The organism is Paenibacillus sp. FSL H7-0331 (assembly GCF_001956045.1).
In genome coordinates this window covers 1-17,083 of the sequence record NZ_MRTH01000034.1, presented here as the reverse complement: position 1 = coordinate 17,083, position 17,083 = coordinate 1, and the positions used below count along the sequence as shown (strand labels likewise).

The following is a 17,083-nucleotide window of genomic DNA, read 5'->3' as shown; positions in this document are numbered from 1 at the left end:
CTCATAAACAACTACAGACAGTGAAGGAAGCCAGCATAAGCGCTGCCGCTCTGCTGCTTCGATCCTGTCTGCTTTTTTACGGATAGGTGTAGCACTAAGCACTACTCACCATGTCCGTACCGCTATACTAACGATATAACGCCGCTTGATTTCTGTAAACTGTTTTATGCAGGAAACCCTTCGCTCTCGAATACATAAACACCTGAGCCGATTCGGAATCGGGAGACACCATCTGCTTCACCCAGAGGGTAGCAGCCAATTACAGCAGACGCACCTATGCTGTCAGCTTGAATCTCAACGCCATCGACCCGTACTCCGCTGCCCGGTACATATACGGTGGCAGCTGCATTGGCTGGCACCTTGACCTGCAAACGGAATGTCCCACGGTCGGATACGCACCATTCCACAGAAATCGTACCGTATAACGAATCATAATCTGCTTGAACCCAAGTCAAGCTTCCTCCTGGCTGCGGCCGGATAACAGCATGCTGAAACCCAGGTTGTTCGGCATCCGTATCGATACCAGCCATATAACGGTACATCCATTCCCCTATCGATCCAAGTGAATAGTGATTGAACGAGTTCATCCCAGGCGTCTGAAAACCGTTCTCTTCGGTCCAGCCGTCCCAACGCTCCCAGATCGTTGTCGCTCCGTGCTTGATAGAATACATCCAGGATGGGAATGCTTCTTGACTCAACAGCTTATAGGCAATATCCAGTCTGCCATTGTCAGTGAGAGCCGGCAATAAATAGCCTACACCGAGAAATCCAGTCGATAATCGGTTGCCACGGCGCTCGATATCGTTCACAAGATGCTGGATTGCTTGCTGACGCAGCGCCTCTGTCAGCAGTCCAAATTGAAGGGCCAATACGTAAACGGTCTGCGTATTCCCGTAAATTTGTCCTTCGCTGTCTATAAAGGCATTGCGGAATGCCGCGGCAATCTGCTCAAACAAGGAGTGGTAATGCAGCTCATCGGCTGCGTGACCGAGAACCCCGGCAATTTGCGCAAGCAGCTTCGTGCTGTAGGCAAAGTAAGCTGTTGCCAGCACTTCATTCGGTGTATCCGCATCAATGGACAGCCAGTCCCCGTAGTTGGCATAATCGGGCCGAACGAGATCATTCGTATTCGCCTGCAAATACTCGACCCAGCGGACCATAGCCGCATAATGGGTCCGCAGGATTTCCGTATCCCCATACATCAAATATAGCGTCCAGGGAATAACAACCCCCGCATCCCCCCAGCCGGCATTGTCGGGAGCAAACCAGTTTAAGCGGGTACTCCAGTTTTTATAACGAATCCAACCGGCATCTGGAGCCACATCGGCAAACGCTCCCGAGGGCTGCTGACTGTCAATCACATCCCACATATATTTGGTGAAAAAGCGCGATACGTCCATATTATAAGAAGCTGTACGGGCAAATATTTGCGCATCTCCTGTCCAACCCAAACGTTCATCTCGCTGTGGGCAATCCGTAGGCACAGAAAGAAAATTGCCTCGCTGACCCCACGTAATATTGGCGTACAGCTTATTGACCATTTCATCAGAGGTTGTAAGCTTGCCCGTGAGTGGTGTATCGGAATGCACAACTTTCCCAAGTACAGCATCCGGCCCCGGCTCTCCCGGATATCCAATCAGCTCCACATAGCGGAAGCCTTGGAATGTAAAATGGGGCTCATAACGCTCCTTCCCTTCACCTTTACATATATAGTGGTTTTGCTGCACGGCCTCACGTAGATTGTCCAGATACATCGACCCGTCAGGGTTAAGCATCTCCGTATGACTGAGCGTAATCTTTGTACCGCGCTCACCCTCGACTCTGAGCTCGGTCCAGCCGACCATATTTTGTCCCATATCATAAATATAGCTGCCCTGTTCCGTCTTTCTAACATCAATAGGCCTTACAACTTGTGTAATGCGAACCGGCGGCTCGACGGCGGCAACCAGCAATCCATTATAGCCCGGGCGGATATCCAGCTCTTCCCATGCCGCATCGTTGTATGCTGGACGATCCCAGCCAGTAAGCTCCAGACGGGCGTCATAGGTTTCACCTTTAATCATATCCGAATATTGAATCGGGCCCCTCGCTGTTTTCCAACTTGCATCCGTGATAACACTTTCTCTGGTTCCATCCGCATAATCGATATTGACCTGCATAAGGAAAAACGGTCTTTCCCCATACACGCTTCTCCCCAAAAATCCGACATATCCCGAGTACCAGCCGTCTCCAAGAATCGTACCGAAAGCATTCGCACCCTCCTTAAGCTTGTCGGTCAAATCAAAGGCTGATACCTGAACACGCGTATCGTAATCCGTCCAGCCCGGTGCAAAACGATCTCCGACAGCTTCTCCATTAACCCGCAATTCAAACAGTCCAAGCGCAGTTGCGTAAGCTACGGCACGTCTCACCGGTCCTTTGACTGTAAACTCCTTGCGAAAATAAGGAGAGGGCTGCATATCGATATCCTCTTCTGCTTTCCGTCCAATCCAGGTTGCCTTCCATTCTCCTCGTGACAATAAGCCCATCGTCCAAAACGCGGTTTCGCTCCAGTCCGAGGTACGTTCATGATGATCCCAGACGCGTACTTTCCAGAAATATTCGCCTTCCGATTTCACAGGCTTACCCTCGTACACAACATGAACCGATTGCCGAGACTCAACCTTGCCGCTATCCCATAAATCACCTTCATGATGACTCAGCTTTTCACGCGTGCTGGCAACCAGTATCTGGTAAGCCTTCTGGTTCGTCTCACGCTCCTCCGTCTCCAGCTGCCAAAATAGTCTTGGCTTGCGCTCATCAAGGCCTAACGGGTTTGTCATATATTCCGTTTTGCAAGCAATCACACGAATTGTCATCGTGAAACCTCCATTCGATTTTTTAGTCTATAAGTCTCGCTGCACGGGCTGTATACACACTGTAAATTTCATGGGTTTTGCTTCAATTAAATACGGTTCCAGTGTGGGAGCATAGCCACAGCTATGATTGCCTAAACCACTCTGTGCAGCATCGATTTTGATAATCGTTTCCTCAACACGTGTCAATAAATGAACATTTTTCGTTATGGTCATATTCTTGGTCTCATAATGATGAGCACTGAATTCGAATAACGGCAGCCCGCTGAACAACAAACCGATCCCGTCATGATTCGTTACCTTGGCATATCGCACGTCGGATTTATTTCCATTTTCCTGAGGTTTAATGTAAGGTACAAACTGCTCCTGTACAGAACCACTGTGTACACCCAATTTTCCACTTTCCTTGCGATCGGCATAACATTCATGCGGGCCTCTGCCAAACCAGCTCAATTGGTTAAATTCCACTGGCATTCGCAGCTCAATTCCAAATCGCGGCAGCGGCGGCAATCCTTCTCTTGGCTCGAGACTAACCTCCAGTATAAGCTCACCGCTATTTGTAAACGTGTACACTGTCTTGGATCGGAAGGCAATGGGTTCACCTCTTGCACCGATTACACCTTGTACAATAAGTCGTGCACCCTGTTCACCGGGAGGTTCAATCGAAAGATGATGATACTGAATCACCAAACGATTATATCCAGCCTTGATCCATTCTTTAGCCATATGAACATCGTTGTCAACCGGTGCTCTCCATAAATGAATAACAGGTCCAGCGGAGAGCAGCTGCAATCCCTTAAAGCGCCATGAGGAGATGATTTCCTGCGCCTTGCTAAACGCGATTAAGGAACTGCTATCTCCTATCCTTATGGCGTTCAACGTTTCCTCCAGCTTGAGCAGCGGTAAGGTTTCCTCATGCTTACTCGGGTGCTTAATGTACCCTAAAGCGAGATCACTCCAGGCCACTTCATGCCCCTTCTGTGCCCATAGCGTATCGTTCTTTAGCTTGAAACGAACATGCAGCCAATATTCGCCTCCCTGTATCATGGCATCTACGGGTAAAAGTACGGGTATGTTCTCTTCTACACCCGCAGGTGTTTGCAGTAACGGCAGTTCACCTGACGTCACGACCCTACCATCACGCAGCAGCTGCCATTCACCATCAAGATGAGATAAGGTCAAAAAGTCGTATTTATTCTTGATCTTTATTACTCGATGCTGAGAAGCTCCTGGAGTTGTTCCTAAATCAATTGTGTTGTTATCCTTATCGTTATCCTCTACCATTTCAATCTTAACAGGCTCGATCACCTTTTTATATTCCAATATAGCTGCCTTCAAGCTCCTGTCCGGAAACAGCAACCCATCCAGGCAAAAATGACCGCTGTTCGGCTCATCCTCAAAGTCACCACCGTAAGCGTACCAAGCTCGGCCATGCTCATCAACCTGACGAATGCCTTGATCGGCCCACTCCCAAATCAATCCACCGAGCAGCCTGGGATACTTATCAATAGCTTCCCAGTACTCCTGCAAATTGCCAGTCGAATTCCCCATCGCATGACCGAACTCGCACATCAAATAAGGACGTGGATCGTCTTTCTGTCCCTCTTCAACAACCATTGCCACAGACGGATACATGCTGCTGACGATATCGACAACCGGGGCATCATATGCCCGTTCATAATGAACAGGTCGGGTGGTATCCACTGCTCGAATCCATTGTGCCATCTTATCATGATTTGGACCATAACCGGATTCATTACCAAGCGACCACATGATGATTGACGGATAATTTTTATCCCGCTCCACCATTCGTTCGGCTCGCTGCAAGTAGGCTGCTTCCCAATCCGGATGTGAGGATAAATAGCTTTCGTTGCCTATAAAATGAAAACCATGCGTTTCCAGATCAGCCTCATCGATGACATACAGACCATAGCTGTCGCACAGTTCCAACCATTTTGTATCATTTGGATAATGAGACAGACGAACTGCGTTAATATGATGCTGCTTCATGATAGTAATGTCCCGCTTCATCGACTCCAGCGTCGTCACATATCCCAGGTCGGGGTCAAACTCATTACGATTAACACCCTTAATCGTGATCGGACTGCCATTGACCAGCATCTGTCCTACTTCAATCCGAATATCGCGGAAGCCTACTGAGACCCTCAATACCTCGGACATTGTTTGCTCTGCATCATATAAGGTTAACAAAAGTACATACAAGTTCGGTGTCTCAGCCGACCACAGAAGTGGACTTTCTATAGGCTTCACAACCTGAATGATCTGCTCGCTGCTCGGTTCTGGATCAATTAACTCCTTGTAATAATGGTCAAAGACCTGCTTTCCCTGCCCGTCCAGCAATGTCAATCTCAGCTTAGAAGGCTTAAGGCCGCTTCTACCTGACCGATTAGCAGTATCCACGCGAATATCCAATTCTGCACGGCTGTTCCCTGTCGCCAATCGAGTCTGAACACATACATCGCGAACCGATATATTGGGATACGAGAGTAAATAAACATCACGGAAAATTCCGCTCAGCCGCCACTTATCCTGACTTTCCAGATAGCTTCCATCCGACCACTGATAGACGCGAACGGACAAGCTGTTTTCCCCAGGCTGCACATATGAAGTAATGTCGAATTCAGAGTGATAGTGACTGCCTTGACTGTAACCTGCAAACTGTCCATTGATCCATACATGAAATGCTGAATCCACACCTTCGAAAACCAGATGAACTCGTCTATCGGACCATATGTCGGCTACCTTAAAGGATCGACGATAGCAGCCTACCGGATTACGGCTTGGCACATGAGGCGGGTCAATGGGAAATGGATAGGGACAACTGCTATAATGGGGTCGTCCGTACCCATGCAGCTGCCAGTTGGAGGGCACGGGTAGAACAGGCCAGTCGGCCGTAGAATAGTCTGGGTCCATAAAATCCAGCGGTGCCTCGATCGGAGATTCTGCATACATAAACGGCCAATCTCCATTCAATCCCTGATAATAGGCGGACGCCTCAGAGGATTGCCCTAAAGCATGCTCCCAGCTATCGTAAGGGATCAAATGAGCATGAGAGGGCAGTAAGCCTCTCTCCAGTACTTGTAGATTTGCCCAATCTGGTATTTCCTTGGTTTCATTATGCATATCCGAAAGCCTCCAGCGGATTGTGTAATCGTTTTCAATAATCATAAATAAAAACCTGCTTTGAAACCATTCACAATACCGACCTCTTATGTTTGTCTTTCTGATTATCGTATTCAAGCTATATGCTGTTTTCTCCAAAAAATAAGCCACCGAAACATTTGGACATGTTTCGGTGGCTTATTCCATTACCATTTAGCCTCGCTTATTCGTATAATGCGGGACGGCATCGCAGGTTTCCTGATAGAAGGTTAGCAAGCGTTCCTTCAGCTCTGCCAACACATCAGCCATTCCGGGATCATTGATCCGGTTGACCGTTTCTCCGGGATCATTGATTAAATCATATAACTCGTCCAGCTCGTTCACCATGGCGAATTGTTTGTCAACACGGGCACACATTCCGTAATAGGTTGCACGAAGCTCGTTCCACCGTTCCTCCGTCCAGCCTTGTAAATGCTGCTGCTCATAAATTCCTTTCATCAGGCTTGGCTTGGTGCTCCAGTCTTGTGGGGCAGGAATACGCGGTGGAAGCATATCCCGATCGATCATACTGAAATAAGGCTCTTCTACACCATACGGAGGATGGGGATAAAGCAAAGGCAAGTAGATACATAACGGCTTATCGGAGGGCGCATGGCGAATCATATCAATGGCTCCCAGCACATTCGCCCAATCCCCATCGTAGTAGGTTTCTTCTTCCTCCCCCTTCTCCAGCTTACCAGCATAGAAAGAGAAGTAATTATCTGCCTCTGACGTCCCTCTCCATACATCATGGGCGTGTAAATTCGTCTCTCTCCGGGGAGTACGGGCAGGTTGATACTTTATGTCGCAATACTTCTCAAACCCAATTTCAGCTGGCACGAGGTCATTTTTACCGCCCCACCATACAAAATATCCTTCCTCTTTAAGTGTTTTCAATAATACAGGCTCCTCGGGCTGCATCATATGGTACATAGTCCGATGTCCTCGAACATGTGGATACCACCCACTCATAAAGGAACAACGGCTAGGTGTACATACCGTATTCTGGCAAAAGGCATTGCGGAAGGAAACTCCATCGGTTTCTACCAGCTGGTCCAAATAGGGAGTTACGGCAGCCGGATTTCCCATATGGCCCATGACATCACTGCGCCATTGGTCAGGGTTAAATATAAGTATATGCGGCTTCTTTTTCATCGTACTGTGCCTCCTAAATTCAAATTACCTCACCACCCCAGAATCATTTGTTTAACGAAATTAGAAAGCCAAAAACATCCCGAACCGACTGTAGCGCTTTGACGCCAGCCATGGTCAGGGATGTTTTTGCTATTGTTGGATTAACCTCTCTCAATCAGCAATCGGAAGCATCCGAACGTGTGACGATGTTCTCCGACTGAACCAATTTTGATCTCGCAAGTCGGTTGGATTCAATATAATTGCCCATTCGAGCCACAACCATGGAGATGAGTACGGTAAAAACAATGAGTCCATAAAACCCGGCGCCGATCCCAATACCAACACCACCTACAAATAAGATCATTGCTGCCGAAGTTAATCCCTTCACTTGAAAGCCGTCCTTCAGAATAACACCAGCCCCCAGAAATCCAAGGCCGGCTACAATTTGAGCCGCCAAACGCATGGGATCCATCATGGTCCGGTTCGTTTCCGAACTATACTGCTCCACACTGTATATCGAAATAATCGTTAATAATGCGCTGGATACACAAACATACATGAATGTTTTAATACCAGCCGGTTTATTTTTGGTTTCACGATCCAATCCAATAATAAAACCTACAAAAGCACTCATCAAGATGCGTAGATACATTTCAAAATGAGTTACCGAAAATAGGTTATGCCACATATCGATCAATTCCAGTCCCATCCTTCAATCCGTAATTGCCTCCATGTCAATAGCCGAGTCAGTCCTTAGTGCTGGCATATTCAGAGCGGCCTCAGGAGGAAGCAGCCGGTCTACATAATAAATATTTGCCAATCGGTTAGGCGTAAAATTGGAGGCGAAACCGAAACTTAATTGAGCGTTCTCCGGATGTCTGGAATCTGTAAGATGAATGCTGAGTCCTTCCGGTTCTCTGAATGAGAGCGTATCTCCGGCTGTTATGAGCTGCTTGTCAATAACATCTCCCGTGTTTAAATCTACAGCTGTGATGTAAGTATTCCCGATAGGCGCAACCGAACCGGCCGAACCGTAAGAACTACCTTCAAGAAGGTACAAATACCCGCCGTAGGAAGCAAATCCTTGGAAGGTACCAACCGCCGGTTGAAGAACGTCAGCCAATGGAGTGTACTGGTTCTTTTTAATTTCTTCCAGCTCATACACGCCGAAACGGAATACACCATTGACACGATAACGCAGGGTCAACAATCCGTTAGCCGCATCAATATTGACCGTCGTCCGATCCGCGCCTTCCACAAGGCGGTATTTTTCAATTTCCGGCGATTCTGTGCTGAGAATCTTACCGTTCTCGAATGGGAATCTGCCAATTTGCGTTCCCCAGCCGCTGCTGCCCTCCTTTACAGAATCCGTTTCTGTCCATAAATAGGCTGTTTCGCCCACCGTTTCCACACCGATTTGAACTCCATGACCGAATCCTTTCAGGTACATATAGCCAAGCTTGTTGCCCTGCATGTCTAGCTGCGTTAATGCCAAATCGCCGTTTGCATCCCTGTTTGCTCCGCTAACCACAGCGTTCTCTCCCGGCAGTTGCTGCCCGCCTGCCATTAATTGAACTACATAAATATGCTGATTCACATTATCGAAGGCGAACGATTGCATTACCGTGCCATCCTGCAGCGCTTTTTCATGGATCCATTCAGAAGCCGGGTCCGAAAGCACAAACATCTTTGATTTTAAAACATCCCGTTCTGCTTGGATAGTGGAAGAAGATAAGGGAAGCAGGCTTAGTAGTGCCGCTCCAATTACAATTTTCAAAAGATGTTTTCTGTTAAATGACCGACGAATTACTTGATTCATGGTTCCAGTAAAAGATTTCATAGGTCACCTCTCTATTATTTTATCTGACCCCGAATCCGCATTGCAGGCCGCGGGTTGTTGCAGGTCATCAAAAATGCACCGCAACCTAATGCATAATAAACCTGTTGATCAATATCAGGGCAGTAGCACCATGGTTTAATACCCATATTCAAAAAATCCTTGACGATCATTGGCGTCAACAGCTTCATACTGATACCTGCAGCCCACATCTTGGAGTAGGTGCCGTCCGGTCCATTAACAAAATTAGACATCAGCTCTGCAGGGAATCCCTGGGTTTTTAATTGGTACGTATCGTAGATATAAGCAATAATCTCCGCATCAAAGCAGGTGAAGACGCAGCGTGGAAGGTAGTCATACGCCTCCAGCATCGCTACCGCCTTATCCGCAGCCTCCTTTGCATGTGGGCTTGGCTTAATCTCCACATTTAGGAGCACATCCGGGTAGGCGGCAATCAGCCTGCACAGTTCTTCAAAGGTCGGAATCTTCAGTCCCTCGAATACAGGTCCAAACCAGGCCCCCGCATCCAACTGCTTAAGCTCAGCACATGTATAGTCGCTTACTTGACCGGAACCATTCGTGGTGCGTTCCAAAGTTTCATCGTGTATGACCATAACAACACCATCCTTGGATAGCCGGAGGTCAAACTCCAGCATATCCACTTCAGACTCAAGTGCTTTTTGAAAGGCTAGCAGCGTATTTTCCGGATAATCGGATTTTAATCCTCTATGTGCCGCTACAATGATGTCAGTATTGTTTTCAAGACGTTCAATCATGAGCAATTTCCCATCCTTTCCACCTACTTTTTAATAATCCGTTCTGTTTCTTTCTTAAAGGTATCCAGAGTCGCTTCTATATTCTTGTTGTCATACATAATGGCCTGAATGGCTTTGTTGAACTCTTGATTAACCTGCGTCCAAGCTACATTCTTATTCGTATCGATCGCATATTGAAGCTGATCGTAAGCCACTTTGCGATTCGGCTGTTTGGCCCAAAGATCCTTCATCTGTTGGGACTCCACCATTTTTTTAGTGAAAGGTAGATAACCTGAATCCAAAATGAATTGTAAGCCGCCTTGAGGATCCGTCATGGTCCAACGAATAAATTCCCATGCGGCCTCTTTATTTTTGGAATCCGACATTAATGCTACGTTGGCTCCCCCAGTAGGGTTCGCATAAACTTGATCCATCGGCAGGAATGCCGTTACATAATCAAACTTCACTGAATCGGTCAAACTGCCGATGACACCGGTGGATTGGAACATCATGCCGATCTTACCGCTGGTAAACATCTGATTGACAATGTTGCCCGAATCCTGTGCAGGTGGATAATACAGAGCGCCGGTGCTTTGCATATCCTTCAGAAATTTAAAGGTTTTTACACCTTCACCATTATTAAATCCGATTGAAGTATTGGCATCATTAAAAAACTTGCCCTTGGCTTGGCTGATCATGGCAATCGGATACCAGGTGTCGTAAGGCATGCTGTACCCATAGCGTTTGAATTCTCCATTTTCTTTGATTACCAGAGCGTTCGCGACTTTGTTCAATTCTTCCCATGTTTTTGGTACAGCGAGTCCTTTTTCATCCAGCATCGTCTTGTTCACATGTAAAATCGGGGTGGAACGATTCAATGGCAAGGATACTAATTTCTTATCAAATGTCGAATGTCCCATCAGGCCGGCAGTAAAGTCATCACTGCTTAATCCCGACTTTTTAAGATAAGGATTCATGTCTTCCAGCACGTCCGAGTCTGCAAACATCTGCACATAAGCGCGTTCCAGCATCGCTACATCCGGTCCGCTTTTAGCAGCAACCGCCTGCTGAAGCTTGGTAACGGTCTCATCATAGGAACCCTGAAAGGTTCCGACCACTTCGATTTTGTCATGGGATGCATTAAACCGTTTGATCATAGCATCGGTGTATTCGCCGTTTTTGCCGCCTAAGGAATGCCAGAATTGCACGGTTGTTTTACCAGTTGTACCCGTCGGCGCCGGTGCAGTCGTTGAGGCTTGGGGAGTGGTCTTCGGTTCCATGGTTTGCTGAGATGGACCACCACTGCAAGCTGCAAGCAGAGTCGACAGCATTGTCATCGACAATAATCCAGTTGAAAGCGTTTTCTTCATAACGGATAACCTCCATATGATTTATAGTTTTCTTCGTATATATCGCGATTCGGGCATCATTTGATCCCGGAGTAAACAAAAGCTTTGACAATTTGTCTGGAAGTAAACAGATATACGATAAGAATAGGAACAACCAACACGACATTACCTGCCATGATAATGTGCCAGTTGCTGATCCCTTCGGTCTCCCTCAGCATGGCGATTCCCATGGTCAAAGGTCGAACCTGCGCCGAATCTGTCATGACCAATGGCCAGAAATAATCATTCCAATGACTGACAAAGCTGAATAAAGCGATCGTTGCTAATGCAGGCATTGACATGGGAATCATGATTTTCCATATAATTTTCAATTCGCTGGCGTTATCCAATCGTCCTGATTCTATGATTTCCTGCGGAATTTGCATAAAATATTGGCGCAATAGAAATATCCCAAATGCGTTTGCCATGAAAGGAATAATTTGCGGTAAAAGCGAATTAATTACTCCCCAATCCGCCAGCATCAGGTATACAGGAATGAACGTAACCTGCCCGGGAATCATAAATGCCAGCAAAACCAGGGCAAATAACAATTCTTTCCCCACAAACTTGTATTTGGCAAAGGCATACGCGGCCGGTATCATCACAACCAACTGCAGGATAATGACGGACAATGTGACAACAAGAGAGTTTCTGGCGTAGGTCAAAAACGGCCCTGACTGCATCGCTTGCACAAAATTATTCCACTGCGGCCATGCCGGAATCCACGTTGGCGGAAACGTCAATGTTTCCTGAAAGGTTTGCAGAGAGGTTGAAATCATCCATAGAAACGGAAATACAAACACCATCAAAATGGCAGCCTTACATATAAATCCAAATGTTCCCTTGACGAATTTGATATCGAATGTCACCAATTACACACCTCCTTTGTCTCGATCATCTCGGCAGCTTATTGATAATGCACCTTTTTGGACAGCAGTCGGAAGTAGATAAACGTCAAAATGGCAATGATCGCCATCAATACCACGCCGGTAGCCGAAGCGTAACCAATACTGTTCGTTCTAAATTCGTAAATATAGTAAACGAGTGTCGTAGTGGCATTATTCGGACCGCCTGCGGTCATAATTTTGACGGTATCAAACACCTTAAAGGAGCCGATCGTCATAATGATTAAAATGAAAAACAGCTGCGGAGAAATAAGCGGTAATGTGATTTTGTAGAAAATCTTGAACCTGCTTGCATTATCAAGTGCAGCGGCCTCATAGATGCTGGGCGGCACGCTTTGAAGCGCAGCGACGATGATTAACGTATAGTAGCCGATATTTTGCCAGACCGACACGATAATCACAGAGATCATAGCAGTACTTGAGCTCTGCAGCCATGAAGAAGGAGGCAGGCCGATAGCCTTGAGCAGGAAGTTCAATATGCCGTGACTAGGCTCCATAAGCCACATCCACACCAGAGCGACAGAAACGATGGAAATGATATGCGGAGTGAAGATACCAGCTTGCACAACCGCATTGAAGCGGGTCTTTTTGTTCAGCCAAATAGCAATCAGCATCGATAAAATCATCGTAAGCGCTACGACCCCTATTGTGTAGACAACCGTATTGGTTAGAGCGCTGTAGAAATCCTCGCGAGTGAATATTTGCGCGTAATTGTCAAATCCGATAAATTTGCTTTTATCCTTGTTCATCAGGTTGTATTTATAAAAGCTGAGTTTAATCAAATAGAACACCGGGTATATGACGAACAAAATAATACCTGCCATAGCGGGCAAGACCATCACGTAGGGTCGAGTCGCTTCCCATATTCGTTTTTTATCCATATCGCTGCCCTCTCAGCATGTTCATATAGTTGCCAAAACGGATATCGTCCTCGTCAATACGATTCTCATCTGCCCCAAAGAAAAAGAGCTTAGCCGCATCCACACCTACATAAACCTCCTGATCAAAAGAAAACAAATCTTCTATACATTTGATCATAAAAGCATTCTCGCCGGATTTAACCTGATAGATCGTTTCAGACCCCAGCATTTCTCTTGTGGCTACCACGCCCCGCATGGAAAAATGTGAGTCACCGGGTTCGGTGGTCAGCACTGCGCTCTCCGGACGGAAGCCGAACTTCACCCCGTCTACACCCAACTCACCTACATTCATGGGTGGAACTCCGATAAATTGTGCTGCAAAAAGGTTATTCGGCCGACGGTAGATGACCTCAGGAGGCGCCTCCTGCTGGATTCGCCCGCGATTCATTAATACAATGGTGTCCGCCATCGACATCGCCTCTACTTGATCATGAGTGACATACACAAAAGTCGTACCGAGCTTTTTATGCATTTCAATGAGTTCAATACGCATCTGCACTCTCAATTTGGCATCGAGATTAGACAGCGGCTCATCCATAAGAAATACGGATGGTTTCTTGACCATAGCGCGGGCCAAGGCCACACGCTGACGCTGTCCGCCCGATAAGGTGGACGGTTTACGATCCAGGTAATCAGACAACCCTACCGTTGAACTGATACCCTCTACTAATCGGGTTCGTTCCTCTTTGGCTACCTTATTGTTCTTCAGACCAAATTCAATGTTTTCCCTTACGGACATAGTTGGGTAAATCGCATAGTTCTGAAATACCATGGCTACTCCTCTTTGACCCGGAGCTATTCGTGTCACGTCCTTGCCGTTGATAAGCACCGATCCGGAAGTATGGGGATCAAGTCCGGCAATCATTCTTAGGAGTGTTGTCTTCCCGCAGCCTGACGGACCTACCAATACCGTGAATTTGCCGTCTTCAATTTTTAAATCGAGACCTTCAATAATAATATTTTTGTCAAATGACTGCGTTACTTGTACGAATTCAATAGATGCCAAGTGCAATCCTCCTCACCAATGATTCCAAGACCTTAAATGATTGCGTTTACAAAAAGAAACAGGAATTCAATTACCGTTATTAACAATTATTCAGTTATGTGATACAATTCTTTATACGACTTTCACTGTGTCACCAGTGAAAGTCGAGGATTGTTTTTTTCCAGTCCCTGTGAGACATGGCAGATTCCATAGCGCTAGCAAGGTCTTCTGCCGTGCTCACCACTGTATACTTCTCCGGAAGCAATTTTCTTAACGTTTCCTGACAATCTGTGTTTTCCATAACCTTCAGTACTTGTTTGAAATCACTCACCGAACTTCGGCTGCTACCGTGAAGCGTAATTCCTTTCTCCAGCACATCTCTTGTATTGATCGGTACGAGATCTTCGCTAACCCCCATCGCTATGAGATGACCCCCAGGCTTTAGAATATCGATCCCCTGATTGATAGCACTTTCGCTAAATCGCCCGCCTGTACATTCCACCACAATATCGACTTTCTCACCAGATAAGAAATCGTAGTTCTGCACCATCTCTGTCGTTGCAAAAGTAAATTGGTCCACCTTTTCTTGTATGGCTCCGAACACGACTAAACGGTCCCTATCGATTGAATACGCATGATGCAGCATAGCTGCAGTTAAATATCCAACTGGTCCATCACCGAATACTGCAATGCGACCCCGATCCAACAGGTGACTGACGCTTCTTAAGGCTCTGTAGGAAACGCTGCATAATTCCGCCAAAACGGCAATTTCGTCGGGTATGGAATCGGGAATCGGAATCGCGCACTCCTCAGGAAGCACCAATCGGCTTTGCGCAATCCCATCCGTACCACTTCCCAGAAATTCAGAGTGATAACAATAGTTATCTTCAATCTCATTCCTGCATGCTGGACAACATTCCTCAGGTTCGATCCCGCGAAGTAAATAGCCCGGTAAGTTCGGAACAATGAGCACTCGCTGACCTTCGGAGAGCTTGGTTGACTTGCTTTCGACCACTGTGCCGATCCCTTCATGCAGTAAGGCCATCGGTAATTTTCTGGCCAATACCTCCGGCTTTCTCTGTCCACTAAAGTAACGCAGATCAGCGTGACATATACTCGCGATGGTTGGCTCCACAGCAACTTCATTCTTGCGAATTTCCCTTTCGACTACCAACTCTTGAATCTCACTCGGCTTAGTTAAGCGTAGAGTTCGTGAAGGTACGGTGCCGGTTATTCTGCTGACCACTAACTAAAACACCTCCGTTTATTTTTGTAATTATTTATGAAATTTCGAGATTGTACGATCAACCTTGAAAGAATCATTGGATGTTAAACAAGAATGACATTCATTCCGGAATCTAGAAATTGCTTTCTGTCATATTCCGTAATATCCTTGCCTGTAATTAAAGAATGAATAGTGGAATTTGGCGTAACCGTATGCAGGGATAGCTTACCGATTTTGGTGTCGTCGGCAACTACAATTACTTCCTGTGCCGCGTTAATCATTCCTTGCTTGGCGAGTACAAGTTGGGCTTCCGGATGCATTAATCCATGCTTCGGATGAATGGCCGGTGTACCGATAAAAGCTTTGGATACATGCAGCGACCGAAGCGCTTGATCCGTAAACATCCCGTTGAGCATAAAGCTCGAGGGATACAGATCGCCACCGGTTACCGTAATCTTGATACCCGGGGAATCACGCAGCTCTGCTGCGATATTCATATCATTGGTTACAACAGTAATGTTGGAGCGGTAGATCAAATTCTTGGCAATGTGAAGCGTAGTTGTACCTGAATCAATGATGATATGATCTCCGTCCTCCACCATGCTGGCAGCCATCTTGCCAATTCTCATCTTTTGCTCAAGCTGCACATTGGACCTCTCATTAAAGGAAGGCTCGTTATGTGTCAATTGCTCCACGATAACTCCTCCGTGAGTTCTCTTGAGCAGTCCTTCCTGCTCTACCTCCGCCAAATCCCTGCGAATGGTCGCTTCATGAACATCAAATTCCAAGGCTAATGCTGCAACTGAAGCAGCACGATGCTGTCTTACAAATTCAACAATTCTCAATTTTCTTTCAGCAGGTAACATGGTCATGCCCCTTTCAAACAAACATTAGCACGCAAATAAATGTTCATTTATGCTCTTATTTGTATTTTTAAATTATCACTGGTAAACATTTCTGTCAATACTATTTTTAACATTCCTTGCACATTTTTTTTATGATTAGCGCATAATTAATGGTGAAATGAAAGAAAAACCTATCTTTGAACAGGTTATATACATGTTCATTTAAGCTCGATAAGCTAAATTAATGTTTGATAATATGCTCTAATATGTTATTATTGATGATATCATTTGTAATCGTTTACAATACTCAATTCACAATAAAAATGAAATCTGAAGGTTGTGATACCATGCTAACGCCAGTGAGACTACCAGGTCGTCTAATCTGTCTAGAACCCATGACGATTGATCATGTGAATGATCTCTGCAATGCCGCTTCGGAAGATAGGTCGACTTACACTTATACAAATGTGCCATTTGGACTGGAAGAAACTAAACGTTACATAGAGGGCGCTCTAATGTCCTTTGCGAAAGGCCGAGCATTACCATTTGTGGTTCGTCACATCGAAACAGATCGTATTATCGGTACGACAAGATTTCTCGATCTTGAAGTTTTTTCCTGGCCGCCTCCATGGCCACCAGGCGTCGCCAATGGACCCACGCCTACTGATGAGACCCCGCCGTCAGTGGCTGAAATAGGAAGTACTTGGTTTGCCTCCTCAGTTCAGCGCACTGGTGTAAATACAGAATGCAAGCTGCTAATGCTGACCCATGCGTTTGAATCTTGGCATACGATTAGAGTCACATTAAAAACCGATGCGCGCAACACGCGTTCTCGCTCTTCCATACAACGGTTAGGCGCTACTTTTGAAGGTATTCGCAGGGCACATGCTCCTGCTAGTGATGGCGGTATCAGGGATACAGCGTATTTTTCGATTCTGGCTGAAGAATGGCCAGCGGTACGTACGAATCTATTAGAGCGCCTTCAAAAAGGTTTGAGAGGGTGTCCCAAAAGCCATGAAAATGGCGAGGGGCACCCTCGTTGCAATTTCGTCAAACAAAAAGAAACCATTCT

General features: G+C 46.3%; 12 protein-coding genes and 1 pseudogene. 1 reads left to right on the top strand and 12 read right to left on the bottom strand.

Annotated features, from left to right (window positions below; all coding sequences use genetic code 11):
• Positions 1–164: 164 nt before the first annotated feature.
• From BK127_RS32110 to BK127_RS32055, 12 genes are all read right to left on the bottom strand, one after another.
• On the bottom strand, positions 165–2,858 hold the full coding sequence (locus tag BK127_RS32110) for a glycoside hydrolase family 78 protein (RefSeq protein WP_076236187.1): 2,694 nt from the start codon (positions 2,856–2,858) through the stop codon (positions 165–167).
• A 27-nt stretch (positions 2,859–2,885) separates the two neighbouring features.
• The gene (locus tag BK127_RS32105; protein ID WP_076236186.1) at positions 2,886–5,999 is read right to left on the bottom strand and encodes a glycoside hydrolase family 2 TIM barrel-domain containing protein; all 3,114 of its coding nucleotides are present in this window, start codon (positions 5,997–5,999) and stop codon (positions 2,886–2,888) included.
• Positions 6,000–6,191: 192 nt separating this feature from the next.
• Positions 6,192–7,172 carry a sulfatase-like hydrolase/transferase gene (locus BK127_RS32100; RefSeq protein ID WP_076236185.1) on the bottom strand — a complete coding sequence of 327 codons (981 nt, stop codon included), beginning with the start codon at positions 7,170–7,172 and terminating at the stop codon, positions 6,192–6,194.
• A 154-nt stretch (positions 7,173–7,326) separates the two neighbouring features.
• Positions 7,327–7,839, bottom strand: coding sequence for an MgtC/SapB family protein (locus tag BK127_RS32095; protein ID WP_144026635.1), 513 nt, complete (start codon positions 7,837–7,839; stop codon positions 7,327–7,329).
• Positions 7,840–7,863: 24 nt separating this feature from the next.
• Positions 7,864–8,991, bottom strand: coding sequence for a phage baseplate protein (locus tag BK127_RS32090; protein ID WP_076236183.1), 1,128 nt, complete (start codon positions 8,989–8,991; stop codon positions 7,864–7,866).
• A 14-nt stretch (positions 8,992–9,005) separates the two neighbouring features.
• Positions 9,006–9,764 (bottom strand): glycerophosphodiester phosphodiesterase family protein, encoded by a 759-nt coding sequence (locus tag BK127_RS32085; RefSeq protein ID WP_076236182.1) that lies wholly within the window; start codon positions 9,762–9,764, stop codon positions 9,006–9,008.
• Positions 9,765–9,787: 23 nt separating this feature from the next.
• A complete protein-coding gene (locus BK127_RS32080) occupies positions 9,788–11,113 on the bottom strand; it encodes an ABC transporter substrate-binding protein (protein WP_076236181.1) in 1,326 nt (441 codons plus the stop codon).
• Positions 11,114–11,169: 56 nt separating this feature from the next.
• Positions 11,170–12,003: a carbohydrate ABC transporter permease gene (locus BK127_RS32075; protein WP_076236180.1), complete on the bottom strand. Its 834-nt coding sequence runs from the start codon at positions 12,001–12,003 to the stop codon at positions 11,170–11,172.
• Between the two features lie 35 nt (positions 12,004–12,038).
• Positions 12,039–12,917, bottom strand: coding sequence for a carbohydrate ABC transporter permease (locus tag BK127_RS32070; protein WP_076236179.1), 879 nt, complete (start codon positions 12,915–12,917; stop codon positions 12,039–12,041).
• Positions 12,910–13,962 carry an ABC transporter ATP-binding protein gene (locus BK127_RS32065; RefSeq protein WP_076236178.1) on the bottom strand — a complete coding sequence of 351 codons (1,053 nt, stop codon included), beginning with the start codon at positions 13,960–13,962 and terminating at the stop codon, positions 12,910–12,912. Before BK127_RS32065 ends, BK127_RS32070 begins: the two co-directional genes overlap by 8 nt.
• Before the next feature lie 130 nt (positions 13,963–14,092).
• The gene (locus tag BK127_RS32060) at positions 14,093–15,187 is read right to left on the bottom strand and encodes an alcohol dehydrogenase catalytic domain-containing protein (RefSeq protein WP_218639060.1); all 1,095 of its coding nucleotides are present in this window, start codon (positions 15,185–15,187) and stop codon (positions 14,093–14,095) included.
• Positions 15,188–15,270: 83 nt separating this feature from the next.
• Positions 15,271–16,032, bottom strand: a complete 762-nt coding sequence (locus BK127_RS32055) for a DeoR/GlpR family DNA-binding transcription regulator (RefSeq protein WP_076236177.1) — start codon at positions 16,030–16,032, stop codon at positions 15,271–15,273.
• A gap of 326 nt (positions 16,033–16,358) precedes the next feature.
• Between BK127_RS32055 and BK127_RS32050 the strand changes: the two are divergent.
• Positions 16,359–16,994: pseudogene (locus tag BK127_RS32050) on the top strand (GNAT family N-acetyltransferase); the annotation flags it as partial.
• Positions 16,995–17,083: the final 89 nt, after the last annotated feature.